The organism is Bradyrhizobium sp. DOA1 (assembly GCF_001593325.1).
In the GTDB taxonomy this organism is placed as follows: Bacteria; Pseudomonadota; Alphaproteobacteria; order Rhizobiales; family Xanthobacteraceae; genus Bradyrhizobium.
This window is the reverse complement of record NZ_JXJM01000001.1, coordinates 63043-78595: the sequence shown is the minus strand read 5'-3', so window position 1 is coordinate 78595 and position 15553 is coordinate 63043. Positions and strand designations below refer to the sequence as shown.

At 64.9% G+C, this 15553-nt stretch carries 15 protein-coding genes; 12 read left to right on the top strand and 3 right to left on the bottom strand.

Annotated elements, in window-relative coordinates:
* The first annotated feature begins 6 nt into the window (after nt 1-6).
* A complete protein-coding gene (locus SE91_RS34900) occupies nt 7-1776 on the top strand; it encodes a branched-chain amino acid ABC transporter ATP-binding protein/permease (protein WP_082813625.1) in 1770 nt (589 codons plus the stop codon).
* A complete protein-coding gene (locus SE91_RS00370) occupies nt 1773-2504 on the top strand; it encodes an ABC transporter ATP-binding protein (RefSeq protein ID WP_061846182.1) in 732 nt (243 codons plus the stop codon). The genes SE91_RS34900 and SE91_RS00370 overlap by 4 nt, the downstream gene beginning before the upstream one ends.
* Before the next feature lie 160 nt (nt 2505-2664).
* Here the strand turns inward: SE91_RS00370 and SE91_RS00365 are convergent, their stop codons facing one another.
* Nucleotides 2665-3294, bottom strand: a complete 630-nt coding sequence (locus tag SE91_RS00365) for a pyridoxamine 5'-phosphate oxidase family protein (RefSeq protein ID WP_061846181.1) — start codon at nt 3292-3294, stop codon at nt 2665-2667.
* Nucleotides 3295-3417: 123 nt separating this feature from the next.
* On the opposite strand from SE91_RS00365, the gene SE91_RS00360 reads away from it, so the two are divergent.
* Nucleotides 3418-4302: a LysR family transcriptional regulator gene (locus SE91_RS00360; RefSeq protein WP_061846180.1), complete on the top strand. Its 885-nt coding sequence runs from the start codon at nt 3418-3420 to the stop codon at nt 4300-4302.
* 151 nt (nt 4303-4453) lie between these two features.
* Here the strand turns inward: SE91_RS00360 and SE91_RS00355 are convergent, their stop codons facing one another.
* Complete coding sequence (locus SE91_RS00355) at nt 4454-4873, bottom strand: PaaI family thioesterase (RefSeq protein WP_061846179.1); 420 nt, start codon at nt 4871-4873, stop codon at nt 4454-4456.
* A gap of 246 nt (nt 4874-5119) precedes the next feature.
* Nucleotides 5120-6289 carry a 4-hydroxybenzoate 3-monooxygenase gene (pobA, locus tag SE91_RS00350; RefSeq protein ID WP_061846178.1) on the bottom strand — a complete coding sequence of 390 codons (1170 nt, stop codon included), beginning with the start codon at nt 6287-6289 and terminating at the stop codon, nt 5120-5122.
* A 262-nt stretch (nt 6290-6551) separates the two neighbouring features.
* Here pobA and SE91_RS00345 point away from each other — a divergent pair, with 262 nt between their 5' ends.
* The 9 genes from SE91_RS00345 (at nt 6552) to SE91_RS00305 (ending at nt 15485) form a co-directional block, all read left to right on the top strand.
* Nucleotides 6552-7568, top strand: a complete 1017-nt coding sequence (locus tag SE91_RS00345; RefSeq protein ID WP_061846177.1) for a TRAP transporter substrate-binding protein — start codon at nt 6552-6554, stop codon at nt 7566-7568.
* A gap of 208 nt (nt 7569-7776) precedes the next feature.
* Nucleotides 7777-8286, top strand: a complete 510-nt coding sequence (locus SE91_RS00340; RefSeq protein ID WP_008541672.1) for a TRAP transporter small permease — start codon at nt 7777-7779, stop codon at nt 8284-8286.
* A 2-nt stretch (nt 8287-8288) separates the two neighbouring features.
* A complete protein-coding gene (locus SE91_RS00335; protein ID WP_061846176.1) occupies nt 8289-9608 on the top strand; it encodes a TRAP transporter large permease in 1320 nt (439 codons plus the stop codon).
* 11 nt (nt 9609-9619) lie between these two features.
* Nucleotides 9620-10081, top strand: coding sequence for a DUF3237 domain-containing protein (locus SE91_RS00330; protein ID WP_061846175.1), 462 nt, complete (start codon nt 9620-9622; stop codon nt 10079-10081).
* Nucleotides 10082-10336: 255 nt separating this feature from the next.
* Nucleotides 10337-11146 (top strand): crotonase/enoyl-CoA hydratase family protein, encoded by an 810-nt coding sequence (locus SE91_RS00325; protein WP_061846174.1) that lies wholly within the window; start codon nt 10337-10339, stop codon nt 11144-11146.
* A complete protein-coding gene (locus SE91_RS00320; RefSeq protein WP_061846173.1) occupies nt 11143-13026 on the top strand; it encodes a feruloyl-CoA synthase in 1884 nt (627 codons plus the stop codon). The genes SE91_RS00325 and SE91_RS00320 overlap by 4 nt, the downstream gene beginning before the upstream one ends.
* 25 nt (nt 13027-13051) lie before the next feature.
* The gene (locus SE91_RS00315) at nt 13052-13813 is read left to right on the top strand and encodes an SDR family NAD(P)-dependent oxidoreductase (protein ID WP_060737208.1); all 762 of its coding nucleotides are present in this window, start codon (nt 13052-13054) and stop codon (nt 13811-13813) included.
* A 10-nt stretch (nt 13814-13823) separates the two neighbouring features.
* Complete coding sequence (locus SE91_RS00310; protein WP_061846172.1) at nt 13824-14255, top strand: acyl-CoA thioesterase; 432 nt, start codon at nt 13824-13826, stop codon at nt 14253-14255.
* Nucleotides 14256-14333: 78 nt separating this feature from the next.
* Nucleotides 14334-15485: an ABC transporter substrate-binding protein gene (locus tag SE91_RS00305; protein WP_061846171.1), complete on the top strand. Its 1152-nt coding sequence runs from the start codon at nt 14334-14336 to the stop codon at nt 15483-15485.
* Nucleotides 15486-15553 lie beyond the last annotated feature (68 nt).

Sequence of the window (15553 nt, the reverse complement as noted above, 5' to 3'; positions counted from 1 at the left end):
GCTAAGATGCAAAGCCGGCTTCCCATTCTCGTCTTCGCAGCCGTCATGGCGGTGATCCCGTTCATCCCGGGCATGCCACCGTTCTGGATCGTGCTGCTCGACAATATCGGCCTTGCCGCCCTGGTCGCGATGGGCCTCGTACTGCTGACCGGCGTCGGCGGCCTGACCTCCTTTGGACAAGCCGCCTTCGTCGGCTTCGGCGCCTACACCACCGCGGTGCTGTCGACGGCCTATGGCGTCTCGCCGTGGCTGACCCTGCCGCTGTCGCTCCTGGTCAGCGGCGTGTTCGCAGTGCTGCTCGGCCTGATCACCGTCCGCCTGTCGGGCCATTACCTGCCGCTCGGCACCATCGCCTGGGGGCTCGGGCTGTTCTATCTCTTCAGCAAGCTGGAATTCCTGGGGAGAAACGACGGCATCTCGGCGATCCCGCCACTGTCGATCGGCACATTCAAGATGCTCTCGCCCGGCTCGATCTATTACGCGATCTGGATCGCCGTGATCGTTTCGGCGCTGTTGACGATGAACCTGCTGGACTCCCGCACCGGCCGCGCCATCCGCGCGCTCAGGCGCGGCCATGTCGCGGCGGAAGCCTTCGGCGTGCACACGCCGCGCGCCAAGCTCCTGGTGTTCATCCACGCTGCCGTGCTCGCCGGGCTCTCGGGGTGGCTCTACGCGCACCTTCAGCGCGCGGTGAACCCGACGCCGTTCGGCGCGCATATGGGCATCGAATACCTCTTCATCGCCGTGGTCGGCGGCGCCGGCTATGTCTGGGGCGGCGTGCTGGGCGCCGCGATCGTCGTGATCTTGAAGGAGGTGCTGCAGAGCTATCTGCCGCTGCTCCTGCCCGGCTCCGGGCAGGTCGAGACCATCGTGTTCGGCATCATGCTGGTGGCGCTGCTCCAGCTCGCGCCCGGCGGTCTCTGGCCCTGGCTGATGTCGTTCCTGCCCGAGCGCATCGGTGGCAAGACGCCCGACACCTCGCTGAAGCTCGAGCATCGTGCCCGCGCACCCGGCGAGTCCGACGTCCTGCTCCAGGTCGACAAGGCGCGGAAGCAGTTCGGCGGCGTGGTCGCGGTCAACAACGTCTCCTTCGACGTCCACGCCCGCGAGATCGTCGCCCTGATCGGCCCGAACGGCGCCGGCAAGAGCACGACGTTCAACCTGATCACCGGCGTGCTGTCGGCGACCTCGGGCTCGGTGTCGGTGCTCGGCAAAAAGGTCGACAAGGCGCCGCCGCAGGAGATCGTCAAGCTCGGCATCTCCCGCACGTTCCAGCACGTCAAGCTGGTGCCTGATATGACGGTGCTGGAGAACGTCGCGATCGGCGCGCATCTGCGCGGCCACGCCGGCCCAGTTGCCTCGATGCTGCGCCTCGACCGCGCCGACGAGGCCAAGCTGCTCGCGGAAGCCGCCCGCCAGATCGAGCGCGTCGGCCTCACCGAGCAGATGCACCAGCTGGCCGGCAGCCTTTCGCTCGGCCAGCAGCGCATCGTCGAAATCGCCCGCGCGCTCTGCGTCGACCCGATGCTTCTGCTGCTCGACGAGCCGGCCGCGGGCCTGCGCCACATGGAGAAGCAGCGGCTGGCAACGCTGCTGCGCGAGCTGCGCGACGGCGGCATGAGCGTGCTGCTGGTCGAGCACGACATGGGCTTCGTCATGAACCTCGCCGACCGCATCGTGGTGCTCGATTTCGGCACCAAGATCGCGGAGGGCACCCCCGCCACGATCAAGACCAACCCGGAAGTGATCAAGGCCTATCTCGGAGTGGCGGCATGAGCGCGCTGTTGTCCGTCGCCGACGCCCATGTCGCCTATGGCAAGGTCGAGGCGGTGCGCTCGGTTTCGCTCGAGGTCGGGGCGAATGAGATCGTCACCATCGTCGGCGCCAACGGCGCCGGCAAGACCACGCTGCTCTCGGCCATCATGGGCATCCTGCCGCTGAAGGGACGCGTCGCCTTTGCCGGCCAGGACCTCGGCCGGCTCGACATCGAGGACCGCGTCGCGATGGGCCTCGGCCTCGTCCCTGAACATCGCGAACTGTTCGTCACCATGAATGTCGAGGACAATCTCGAGCTGGGCGCCTTCCGCATCGAGCGGAGCAAGGCGAGGGCTTCGATGGAGCGCGTCTACGCGCTGTTTCCGCGACTGAAGGAGCGGCGCAAGCAGCTGGCCGGCACGCTCTCCGGCGGCGAGCAGCAGATGCTCGCGATGGGCCGCGCCCTGATGGGCGAGCCGAAGCTGCTGATGCTGGACGAGCCGAGCCTCGGCCTCGCCCCGATCATCGTCGCCGACATCTTCCGCATCGTCACCGAGCTGCGCGCCAGCGGCGTCTCCGTGCTGCTGGTCGAGCAGAACGCGCAGGCCGCGCTGAAGATCGCGGACCAGGCTTATGTGATGGAGCTCGGCGAATTCGTGCTCAGCGGCAAGGCCAGCGACATCGCCGCGAACGAGCGGGTTGCGGCGAGCTATCTCGGCTTCCAGCACGAAGGCACGAGCGCGATCTGAGTTTCGCAGCGCCGCGGTATACTCGCTGTCATCGCCCGGCTTGACCGGGCGATCCAGGACTCCGAGGCGGTTGCGATCGAGACGAGAGGCCTCTGCGTACTGGATGCCCCGCCTTCGCGGGGCATGACGTCGAAAGATACAGCGAAAGGAAGAAGACCATTCAATCTGGCGTCTCTTGCTTCCCCTTCAGCGCCGCCAGCTCCGCTTCCAGTTCCGCAATCCGCTGATCCCTTGCAGCGAGTGCCGCCGCCACATCCGCCGCATCGAACTTCTGCGGGATGTGCTGCGGGCAGTTGGTGTCCCAGGCTGCGATCTTGAACAGGATCACCTGCTCGGGACGGGCGCGGTAGCCTTTCGGCATGAGCGACGTCGTCAGCGCTTCGTCGTCCTCGACGATGCGCGCCTCGCCCCAGATCTTCACCCGGCGGCGATGAGCATAGTCCATCACGAAGATATAGGCCTTGGGATTCTCCGAGAGATTGCCCTGGGTGATGAACTGCTGGTTGCCGGCATAGTCGGCGAAGGCGAGCGTCTGCTTGTCCAGCACCTTGACAAAGCCCTTGGGCCCACCGCGATGCTGGATATAGGGCTGGCCGTCCGCGGAGGCCGTGGCGAAGTAGAAGCTGTTGGCCTCCGCGAGGAAGGCCGCGAGATTGTCATCGACCTCCGTGCGCCAGCCGCGCTGCTCGCTGCGCGCATAGGCCTCGCGCGAGCCCTTGCGCGCCTGGATCGCCTTCACCGCCGGCGAAAAGGCGACGTCGCTCGCGTAAGTGTGGACTGCTGTCGTCATCGGAACATCTCCTGAAGTGTCAGGGCGCATTCCTGCGTCTTTCGCCAGCTAAGATGGACTGGCCGGCCGCTAAAACAATCACGCCTCTTGACACTTCATCGTTGCAATATATGCAATAATGCCATGGACCGGCTCGACGCCATGCACGTCTTCGTCACCGTCGCCGATCTGCGCGGCTTTGCGCCGGCGGCGCGCAAGCTGCGCTTGTCGCCCTCGGCGGTCACGCGCCTGATCGCGGCGCTGGAGGAGCATCTCGGCGCGCGGCTGTTGCAGCGGACCACCCGGCAAGTGACGCTGACCGACGTCGGTACGCGGTACCTGGAGCGCGCGCGGCGCATCCTTGCCGATGTCGAGGAGGCCGACGGCTCGGCGCGACAGGAGCGGAATCGACCCAGCGGACATCTCGTGGTGTCGGCGCCGGTCGGCTTCGGCCGGCTGCATGTCGGGTCGGTCATGACCGCCTATCTCAAGCGCTATCCCGAGGTCGCCTGCGAATTGCGGCTGTCGGACCATCTGGTGAATCTGGTCGAGGACGCGGTGGACGCCGCCGTCCGCATCGGCCATCTCGCCGATTCCTCGCTGGTCGCGCGCCAGGTCGGCGAGATGCGGCGGATCGTGGTGGCCGCGCCCAGCTATCTCAAGCGTCACGGCGAGCCGAAGACGCCAGAGGCGCTCGCCGGGCACCAGACCGTCCAGTTCGGCCCCTGGTCCGAATGGCGCTTCCTGCGCGACGGCCGCGATATCGCGTTGCCGCTGTCGCCTCGCTTCATCAGCAACAGCGCCGACGCGGCGCTGCAATATGCCGAGGCCGGCGGCGGCGTGACGCGCGTGCTGGCCTATCAGGCGGCCGAGGGCCTGAAGCGCGGCCGGCTGAAGATCCTGCTCGCCGGATATGAACAACCGGCGCTGCCGATCCACATCGTCTATCCGACCTCGCGCCTGCTCTCGGCCAAGGTGCGGGCGTTCGTCGATCTCGTGGTGGAGACGGCGAAGTGGAAGTTTGTGTGAAATGCGTGTCCCGGACAAGCTGCAACGCCCTTGGCGTTGCGGCGCAGAGCCGGGATCCAGGAGCAGCAGGTTGGACTGCGGATGAATGGGTCCCGGCTCTGCGGAGCGGCACTTCGCGCCGCACCGCGTCCGGGACACGGAGAGGGCGGGTTCACCCCTTCTTCGGCACCACGCGAAACGTGCCGCTGGCGCGCGCGATCACGCCGTCATCCGCCTTCACCAGGCATTGCGCGAAGCAGATCGTGGAGCCGGTCTTGATCGCCTCGCCTTCGACCGCGAGCCATTGGCCGATCTCGGCGGCGCCGACATAATCGACCGACAGCGAGATCGTAACGAACGACGTCGACCAGCCCGTTGCCTGAGCACAGCTATACCCCATGGCAGCATCGGCCAGCGCCGCGATGAGCCCGCCATGAATGAGCCCGCGCGCGTTGGTGTGCGGCGTCCCCAGCCGCAGCCCTACGGTGACGCCATTCTCGGTCTTCTTCGAATAGAGCGGCTCCCAGGGATCGGTGAGCGGGGCTTTGCGGAAATGCGGCTCGAAGCCGGCGGGGATGTCGGGAGTAGCCATGGATGTCTCGCGTTGCTGTGTCGGCCGCATTCAACGCGATGTGGATGACGGTTGCATCAATTACAAAGTTTCAAACGAAGTTTGCGCGGGCGTTTGAAACGGGCCCGCTGTCGCAGGTGATGACAACGTGCCTCACAGCGGCGGTGCCGTAGGGTGGGCAAAGCGAAGCGTGCCCACGAGCTTTCGCGATCATAGGAAGATGGTGGGCACGGCGCTTCGCGCCTTTGCCCACCCTACAGCACCGTCTCAGAACGGCAGCCCGACATAGTTCTCCGACAACGACGTCATCGCGGCCTGCGATTGCGTGACGTAGTCGAGCTCAGCAAGCTGGATACGGGCGCCGATGGTGCCGGTGTCGGGGAATTTGTGCAGCATCGACGTCATCCACCAGGAGAAGCGCACCGCTTTCCAGACCCGCGCCAGCGCCTTGGCCGAGTAAGCGTCGATGCCGGCGCTGGATTTCTCGTCGTAGAACTCGCGGAAAGCGCTCGACAGATAGTGCGCGTCGGAAGCGGCAAGGTTCAGCCCCTTGGCGCCGGTCGGCGGCACGATGTGCGCGGCATCACCGCACAGAAACATCCGGCCGAAGCGCATCGGCTCGGCGACGAAGCTGCGCAAGGGCGCGATGCTCTTCTCGATCGACGGGCCGGTGACGAGGCTGTCGGCCGCCTCCTGGTCGAGCCGGCGCTTCAATTCATCCCAGAAGCGGTCGTCCGGCCATTGGTCGACATGATCGTCGAGCGAACATTGCACATAATAACGGCTGCGCCTGGTCGAGCGCATGGTGCAGAGCGCAAAGCCGCGGGCGTGGTTGGAATAGATCAGCTCGTGGCTGACCGGCGGCGTATCCGACAAAATGCCGAGCCAGCCGAACGGATAAACCCGCTCGAACTCCTCGATCGCCGCAGCCGGCACGCTGGCGCGGCTGACGCCATGAAAACCGTCGCAACCGGCGATGAAATCGCAATCGATAGTGTGGGTGACGCCGTCCTTGACGTAAGTGACGCGCGGGTGACTGCCGTCGAAATCATGCGGCTGGACGTCCCTGGCCTCGTACACCGACACGAGACCGGCGGCCTTGCGGGCATTCATCAGGTCGAGCGTGACCTCGGTCTGGCCGTAAATCATCACGGTCTTGCCGGTCGCGCCCTTCATGTCGATGCGGTGACGGCCTCCGGAGAAGGCGAGCTCGATGCCCTCATGCACCAGGCCTTCGGCATGGGCCCGTGCCCCGGCGCCGATCTGGTCCAGCAGGGAGACAGTTCCCTCCTCCAGCAGGCCGGCGCGGATGCGGCCGAGCACGTAATCCGGGGTCTGCCGCTCCAGGATGACGTTGTCGATGCCGTAGCCGTGCAGCAGTTGCCCAAGCAACAATCCAGCCGGCCCGGCCCCGATGATTGCGACTTTTGTCCGCAATACTTGCTCCTCCCGATCCTGTAGGTTTTGGTCGCGGCCTGCTTGTCGCAAAGGTCCGCAGAAGATAATTATATCATATAACGTTTGCGCAAAAGGGAGCAGTCGTCGCCGGGGCAGCGACAAATCCATGTAACATGGCTGACGTAGATGGCGCGACAAGGCGCGCCAGTTCCGGCTTGAACACGGCGGCCAATTAGATAACATGTTAATTAATGAGACCGGGCCATCGAAGCCCGCCGTCGAAAACAGGGAGAGACGCGTGATGAGGAAAGCCTGTCTGGCCTTGCTGCTGGCAGCAAGCGTGAGCCCAGCGTTCGCGCAGGACAAGACCTTCGATCTGAAGATCTCGCATTGGGTGCCGGCCTCGCATCCGCTGCAAAAATCGCTGGAGGACTGGGCCGCAGCGGTCGAGAAGGATTCCGGCGGGACCATCAAGGGCAAGGTGTTTCCGGCCCAGCAGCTCGGCAAGGCCTTCGACCATTACGACATGGCGCGCGACGGCATCGCGGACGTCACCTATGTCAATCCCGGCTACCAGCCCGGCCGCTTCCCGATCATCGGCGCCGGCGAATTGCCGTTCCTGATCTCGGACGCCAAGGGCGGCTCGATGGGGCTGGACGCCTGGTATCGCAAATATGCCGAGAAGGAGATGAAGGACGTCAAATACTGCCTCGCCTTCGTGCACTCGCCTTCGTCCTTCCATTCCAAGACCAAGAAGATCGTGACGCCGGAGGACGTGAAGGGCCTGAAGATCCGCCCCGCCCACGCCACCATGGCGAATTTCGTCACCTCGCTCGGCGGCACCAATGTCCAGTCATCGGCCCCGGAAGTGCGCGACATCATCGAGCGCGGCGTCGCCGACGGCGTTACCTTTCCCTGGGGCTCCCTGGTGCTGTTCGGCATCGACAAGGTGACCAAATACGACATGGAGGCGCCGCTCTACACCACGACCTTCGTGTTCGTGATCAACAAGGACAAGTACAACGCGATGTCCGACAAGCAGAAGGCCGCGATCGACAAGAACTGCACGGTCGAGACGGCGGGCGCAGTCGGCGAGCATTGGGGCAAGTTCGAGGACGCCGGCATCGCCAAGGTGAAGGCGGAATCCAGCCACGAGGTCTACAAGCTGACGCCTGAACAAACCGCCGCCTGGAAGAAGGCGGCCGAGCCGCTGGTCAAAACCTGGAGTGACGGCGCCAAGAAAGCCGGTGCCGATCCGGACGCCGCGCTCGCCGAGCTCAAGGCATCGCTGAAGAAGTACAACGCGCTGGCGGAGTGAGGCGAAGCTGTGGCCGCGCGCTGGCTGCACCTCTCCCGCTTGCGGGAGAGGTCGCGCCGAAGGCGTGGGTGAGGGTTCTCTCCCCTTGGGGGCTCTCGATTGTGGAAGCACCCTCTCCCCAACCCTCCCCCGCTAGCGGGGGAGGGAGCGCACCTTCCTCGCGGAAGCGACTGCATCCAACTTCGCTGACCTTGAACAGGATTCCCCCATGAAGCGCTCCTGGATGGATCGCGTGATCGACTCGATCGAATGGATCGCGGCCGGCTTCGTCGGCATCGTCGCGCTCGACATCTTCCTGTCGGTGCTGCTGCGCAACACGCTGAACTATTCGATTCCCGACAGCTTCGACATCGGCCGCATGCTGCTCGGCATCCTCATCTTCTGGGGCATCGCGGCGACCTCGTATCGCGGCACCCACATCACGGTCGATCTGGTCTGGGGCAATGTCGGGCCGCGCCATCAGCGCATGATCGACGTGTTCGCGACGCTGGTGCTGCTGTTCGTCGTCACCGTGCAGACCTGGACGCTGTTCGACAAGGTCCGGCTGACCTACAACGACAACGTCCAGACCTTCGACCTGCACATGCCGACATGGCCGTTCTTCCTCGTCGCCTGGATCGGCGACGTCTGCGCCGTGCTGCTGATCGCGATCCGCACGTACCGGCTGATCTTCCATCCCGAAGACATGCATGAACCCAAGATCAAGGTGACGGAGTGACCATGAGTACCGACGCCGTCGCCGTCATCGGCTTCGTCTCCCTGTTCGCCCTGATGCTGCTGCGCGTGCCGGTCGGCATGGCCATGGGCCTCGTCGGCGTGTGCGGCTTCAGCTATCTCGTGGGCTCGACACCGGCCCTGAAGATGGTCGGCCAGGTCACCATGCGGACGGTGACCGACTACACCTTTGGCGTCATCCCGATGTTCCTGCTGATGGGCTCGTTCGTATCCAATTCCGGCATGAGCCGCGAGCTATTCCGCGCCGCCAACGGCTTCGTCGGACACTTGCGGGGCGGGCTCGGCATCGCGACCGTCGGCGCCTGCGGCGGCTTTGCCGCGATCTGCGGCTCCTCGGTCGCGACCGCCGCGACCTTCTCCGCCGTCGCCTATCCCGAGATGCGCCGCTTCGGCTACCCACAGTCCTTTGCCACCGGCGTGATCGCGGCCGGCGGGACACTGGGTGCGATGCTGCCGCCCTCCACCGTGCTCGCGGTGTACGGCATCATCACCGAGCAGGACATCGGCAAGCTGTTCATCGCCGGCATCATCCCGGGCCTGCTCGCGATGACCATGTACATGATCACGATCTTCCTGATCGGTTATTTCCGCCCCGACTTCCTGCCCAAGGGCAAGGTGACGCCGTGGCGCGAGCGCTTTGCCGGGTTGAAGGAGATCTGGGCGCCTGTGCTGCTGTTCGTCTTCGTCATCGGCGGCCTCTACGGCCTGCCCTTCCTGCCGCGCTTCACCCCGACGGAAGCCGGTGGCGTCGGCGCCACCGGCGCCTTCATCATCGGCGTGCTCACCGGCCGGCTCGACCGCGAGAAGGTGCTGGCCTCGCTGCTGCAGGCGACGCGCACGGCGGCCGCGGTGTTCACCGTGCTGATCGGCGCGCTCATCTTCGGCTATTTCCTCACGGTGACGCAGACTCCGCAGAAGGTGACGGAACTCCTCACCGGTTTCGGTCTCGGGCCCTACGGCGTGCTGGCGCTGATCATGGTGATGTATCTCGTGCTCGGCTGCCTGATGGACGCCATGGCGATGATCATCCTCACCGTGCCGATCATCTTCCCGGTGATCATGCATCTCGGCTTCGACCCGATCTGGTTCGGCATCATCATCGTCATGACCGTCGAGCTCGGCCTGATCCATCCGCCGGTCGGCATGAACGTCTTCGTGATCAAGAGTGTGGTGAAGGACGTCTCCTTCTCCACCATCTTCAAGGGCGTGATCCCGTTCGTGGCGACAGACCTGGTGCGGCTGGTGATCCTGATCGCCTTCCCGCTGCTGGCGACCTGGTTGCCGACGCGGATGATGGCACATTGAGAGGCGACGTGATGACCACGCCGATACTAGCGACGAAATACGCCTTCACCATCACCGCGCGTATCGGCGACGTCGTCACCGCCGGCGAGACCGGGATCGGCGTTCGCCGCATCATTCCGATCATCGGCGGCGAGGTGACGGGCGCGATCACCGGCAAGGTGCTGCCGTTCGGCGCAGATTTCCAGACCATCCGCCCCAACGAGCTGATCGACCTCGAGGCGAAATACGCCTTCGAGACCGACGACGGCGCGACAATCTATGTCGAGAACAGGGGCATGCGCTTCGGCCCGGTCGAGTTGCTGCAGAAGCTCAAGCGCGGTGAGCCGGTCGATCCGAAGCTGATCTATTTCCGCACCGTGCCGCGGTTCGAGACCGGGCACGAAAACTATCGCTGGCTGATGCAGCACATTTTCGTCGGCTCGGCCGCGCGCCATGCGGATCGCGTGGTCATCGACGTGCATCAGGTGATGTGAGGAAGCTGTCACCTCGTCATTGCGAGCGCAGCGAAGCAATCCAGAGTCCCTCCGCGGTAAGATTCTGGATTGCTTCGCTGCGCTCGCAATGACGGAGAAGCTCGTTAGGACGCACCCCACTACTTACCCCTGGCCCCGCCCCCTTCCCGCTCGGGCGCCGCAGTCGTGGCCGCCGTGGCCATATCCAGCCCCGCCCCCCCTCCTTGACTCCCCCAAAAATCGTTATACAACATAACTATTCTGACAAGGACGCAAATGACACAGGGAAACGCCGAGACCGCGAACGCAGGCGCCTCCGGGCTGTTGAGGATCGAGCGGGCGGACCGGGTTCTGACCGTTGGTCTGAACCGGCCGGCCAAGCGCAATGCGCTCAATGACGGCATCATCCTGGAAATCGGCGAGTGTTTTGCGTCCCTGCCCGAGGACATCGGCGCGGTGGTGATCCACGGCATCGGCGACCATTTCTCCAGTGGTCTCGACCTCTCCGAATTGACCGAGCACGACGCCACCGGCGGCCTGCTGCATTCCCAGATGTGGCACCGGGTGTTCGACCGCATCCAGTACAGCCGCGTGCCCGTCATCGCCGCGCTGAGGGGCGCCGTGATCGGCGGCGGGCTGGAGCTTGCCTGTGCCGCACATATCCGCGTCGCCGAGCCCTCGACCTATTTCGCGCTGCCGGAGGGGCAGCGCGGCATCTTCGTCGGCGGTGGCGGCTCGGTGCGGCTGCCGCGGTTGATCGGCGTTGCCCGGATGATGGACATGATGCTGACCGGCCGCGTCTACAGCGCGACCGAAGGCGCCTCCTACGGCTTCGCGCAATATGTGACGGAAGCCGGCAATGGGCTTGCCAAGGCGATAGAGCTCGCGACCAAGGTCGCGTCCAACGCGCCGCTAACGAACTTCGCCGTGCTCCAGGCGCTGCCGATGATCGCGGAGGCCAACCCGCAAACGGGCCTCCTGATGGAGTCGCTGATGGCGACCGTCGCGCAGAGCGACAAGGAAGCCAAGCGGCGGATCCGTGAATTCCTCGAACACAAGACCGCAAAGGTGAAGCCGAAGTCATGAGCGCGCAGCCGTCCTCTTCCAGCATGGAGCGCGGCGCGAGCACTTTCCCGCTGCGGCCCATCTCGTTCGGCGATCCCGTCGTCAACATCGAGCGCCGCGACGACGGCACGATCTACCTGCGGCCCAAGCAGCCGCTCGGCGACTATCCGGTCCGCATCACCGACCGCCTGCATCACTGGGCGAACACGACGCCCGACCGCGTCTTCATGGCGGAGCGCGAGGGCGGCCGCGGTTGGCGCAAGATCACTTACGCCGAGTTGCTCACTGCGAGCCGGCACATCGCATCCGGCCTGATCGCGCGCGGCCTCTCGGCGGAGCGGCCGGTCGTCATCCTCTCCGGCAATTCGATCGACCACGCCCTGCTCGCCTTCGGCGCGTTCTATGCCGGCATCCCGTTCTGCCCGGTGTCGCCGGCCTATTCGCTGGTATCGAAGGACTACGGCAAGCTGTCCTATTTGATGAAGCTGCTGACGCCGGGCCTCGTCTTCGCGGAGGATGCCGACAAGTTCGCCGATGCGCTCGCCGCCAATGTCTCGCTCGGCACCGAGATCGCGGCATCCTATGGCCACGTCGCTGGACGCGACGTCACCTTGCTCGCCGATCTCATGGCGACGCCGATCCGCGCTGATCTCGACGACGTCCACGGCAAGATCGGCCCCGATACGATCGCGAAGTTTCTGCTGACCTCCGGCTCGACCGGCAATCCCAAGGCCGTCATCAATACCCAGCGCATGATCTGCGCCAACCAGGTGATGCTGCGCGAGACGCTCGCCTTCCTCAAGGACGAGCCGCCCGTCATCATCGACTGGCTGCCCTGGAATCACACTTTTGGCGGCAACCACAATATCGGGCTGACGCTCTACAATGGCGGCTCGATGTATCTGGACGCCGGCAAGCCGATGCCCGGCGGCATCGAGGAGACCGTGCGCAATCTGCAGGAGATCTCGCCGACCGTCTATTTCAACGTGCCCAAGGGCTATGAGTCGCTGCTGCCTTACTTGCGCGATGACCAGGGCCTGCGCGCGAAGTTCTTCGACCGGCTGCATGCGATGTTCTTCTCGGGCGCGGCGCTGTCGCCGTTCGTCTGGGACAGCCTCGACGCGCTCGCGGTGAAGGAAAAGGGTTATCGCGTGCCGATGCTCACCGGCTTGGGCGCGACCGAGACCGCGCCGTTCTTCATGTCGGTCAATCCGCGGACCAGCCGCTCCGGTCATGTCGGCCTGCCGGTCTCGGGCAATGACGCGAAACTGGTGCCCAACAACGGCAAGATGGAAGTGCGCGCCAAGGGCCCGAACGTGATGCCTGGCTATTGGCGCCAGCCCGATATCACCGCGAAATCCTTCGACGAGGAGGGTTTCTACAAGATGGGCGATGCGCTGAAGCCCGCCGATCCCGATGATCTCAACGCCGGCTTCGATTTCGACGGCCGCGTCAGCGAGGACTTCAAGCTCGCCAGCGGCACCTGGGTCAGCGTCGGCCCCTTGCGCGCGCGCTTCGTTGCGGCCTGCGCGCCGCTGGTGCGCGACGTCGTCATCGCCGGCATCAACCGGGACGAGATCTCCGCGATCGTGCTGCTCGATCTCGACGGCTGCCGGCTGATCAATCCGACACTACCGGCCGACGATCTCACCGTCACCGCTCGCGACCGGCTGGTGCGGGAAGCCTTCCGCGAGCGGCTGACGGGCTTCCTCAGCCAGGCCACCGGCTCCTCGACGCGCGTCACGCGCGCGATCCTGCTGGACACGCCGCTCTCGATCGACAAGGGCGAAGTCACCGACAAGGGCTCGATCAACCAGCGCGCGGTGCTGGAGCATCGCGGCGAGCTGATCGAAGAGCTCTACGCTGCCAATCCGTCGAGCCGTGTGATATCGGTCGGGTAAGAACTCAAAGCTATAGGAGAACGCCATGTTGTTGAAGGATCAGGCAGCCATCGTCACCGGCGGTGCATCGGGACTGGGCGCGGCCACCGCGCGAAAGCTGGCGGCGCAGGGCGCCAAGGTCGCTGTGTGCGATCTCAATGCCAAGCTGGCCGAAACCGTCGCGGCCGAGATCAAGGGCGTGGCCGTGACCTGCGACGTCTCCGATGCCGCGTCCGCGGAAGCTGCGATCGCGCAGGCGACCAAGGCCCACGGGCCGGCGCGCGTGCTGGTCAATTGCGCCGGCATCGGCGTTGCCAAGCGCGTGGTCGGTCGTGACGGCCCGATGGCGCTTGCCGATTTCGACAAGGTGATCAAGGTCAATCTGATCGGCACCTTCAACATGCTGCGCCTCGCCGCCACTGAGATGTCCAAGCTCGAGCCGCAGGCGACCGGCGAGCGCGGCGTCATCATCAACACCGCCTCCGTTGCCGCCTATGACGGCCAGATCGGCCAGTCGGCCTATTCGGCCTCGAAGGGCGGCATCGTCGGCATGACGCTGCCGATCGCGCGCGAGCTGGCACAGTTCGGTGTCCGCGTGCTGACAATTGCGCCCGGCCTGTTCCTGACGCCGCTGCTCGCCAACCTGCCGCAGGAGGCCCAGGACTCGCTTGCCGCAGCGATCCCCTTCCCCCGCCGGCTCGGCCAAGCCGACGAGTTTGCCGCGCTCGCGCTGCATATGGTGGAGAATGCGTATCTGAACGGCGAAGTGGTGCGCCTCGACGGCTCCCTGCGTATGGCGCCGAAATAAGGCGCCGCGCATGTTCGTGAACCGGCGCGACGTTCAGATCCAGTGGGGCGATTGCGACCCCGCCAACATCGTCTACTACCCGCGCTATTTCGCGATGTTCGACGATTCGACCTCGACCCTGTTCGAGGTCGCCGGCTTCTCCAAGCAGGACCTGGTCCGCAAATACGGCCTCGTGGGCATTCCCATGGTCGACACGCGGGCCAAGTTCTACATTCCCTCGACTTATGGCGACTGGATCACCATCGAAACGAAGATCGAGAGCATCAAGCGCTCCAGCTTTGAGGTAAAGCACAACGTCTACAAGGGCGAGGCGCTGGCGATCGAGGGGTTCGAGACCCGCGTGCTGGTCGGCCGCGACCCTGGCAATCCCGACAAACTGAAATCGGCACCATTCCCGGCAGAGATGGTGGCCAAATTCACGGGGAGCCAAGCTGGGAGCTAAATCGCCGCATCACCAAAAGAGGGGGCTGAATTACCCCCCGATTTCTGCTTTCAAAGCATCACGTCAAGGGAGGAATAGATGAAACGCTTTTATTTGTCCGCTGCCATCACCGCGGCCGCGCTGGCGCTGCCGGCATTGCCTGCGCTGGCCCAGACCAGCGAAGTCACCATCGGCATCACCACCACCACGACAGGCCCGGGCGCAGCCCTCGGCATTCCCGAGCGCAATGCGCTGGAGTTCGTGCCGAAGGAGATCGGCGGCGTGCCGCTGAAGGTGATCGTGCTCGACGACGGCGGCGATCCCACCACCGCGACCACGAACGCCCGCCGCTTCGTGACCGAATCCAAGGCCGACATCATCATGGGCTCGGCGCTGACGCCGCCGACCATCGCGGTCTCCAACGTCGCTAACGAGGCCGGCATCCCGCATTTCGGCCTCGCGCCGTTCCCGATCACGCCGGAGCGCATGAAGTGGTCGGTGGCAATGCCGCAGCCGATCCCGATCGTGGGCAAGGTGCTGTACGACCACATGAAGTCCAAGGGCGTGAAGACCCTCGGCTATATCGGCTATTCCGACTCTTATGGCGACCTCTGGTTCAACGACCTCAAGGCCCAGGCCGTGCCGATGGGCATGACCATCGTCGACGAGGAGCGGTTCGCGCGTCCCGACACCTCGGTGACCGGACAGGTGCTCAAGCTCGTTGCCGCCAATCCCGACGCGATCCTGGTCGGCGCCTCCGGTACCGCGGCGGCGCTGCCGCAGACCGAGCTGCGCGAACGCGGGTACAAGGGCCTGATCTACCAGACTCACGGCGCGGCCAGCATGGACTTCATCCGCATCGCCGGCAAAGCGGCGGAAGGCGTGCTGATGGCCTCCGGTCCCGTCATGGCCCCGGAGGAACAGCCGGATAGCGCGCTGACCAAGAAGCCGGGCCTCGCGCTGAACTCGGCCTATGAGGCCAAGTACGGCCCGAACAGCCGCAGCCAGTTCGCCGGCCATGCCTACGATGCGTTCGAGATCCTCAAGCGCATCATTCCGGCGGCCTTGAAAACGGCCAAGCCCGGCACGCCTGAATTCCGCGAAGCCATTCGCCAGGCGCTGCTGACGGAGAAGGAGCTTGCGGCGAGCCAGGGCGTCTACAACTTCACCGAAAAGGATCGCTACGGCCTCGACGACCGCTCGCGCATCCTACTCACGGTGAAGGACGGCAAATACACGCTGGTGAAGTAGGCATAACGAGAATTCTGAGGCGACGAGAGCCGGCCCATCGGGCCGGCTCTTTTGTTTTGCTCCGGTCT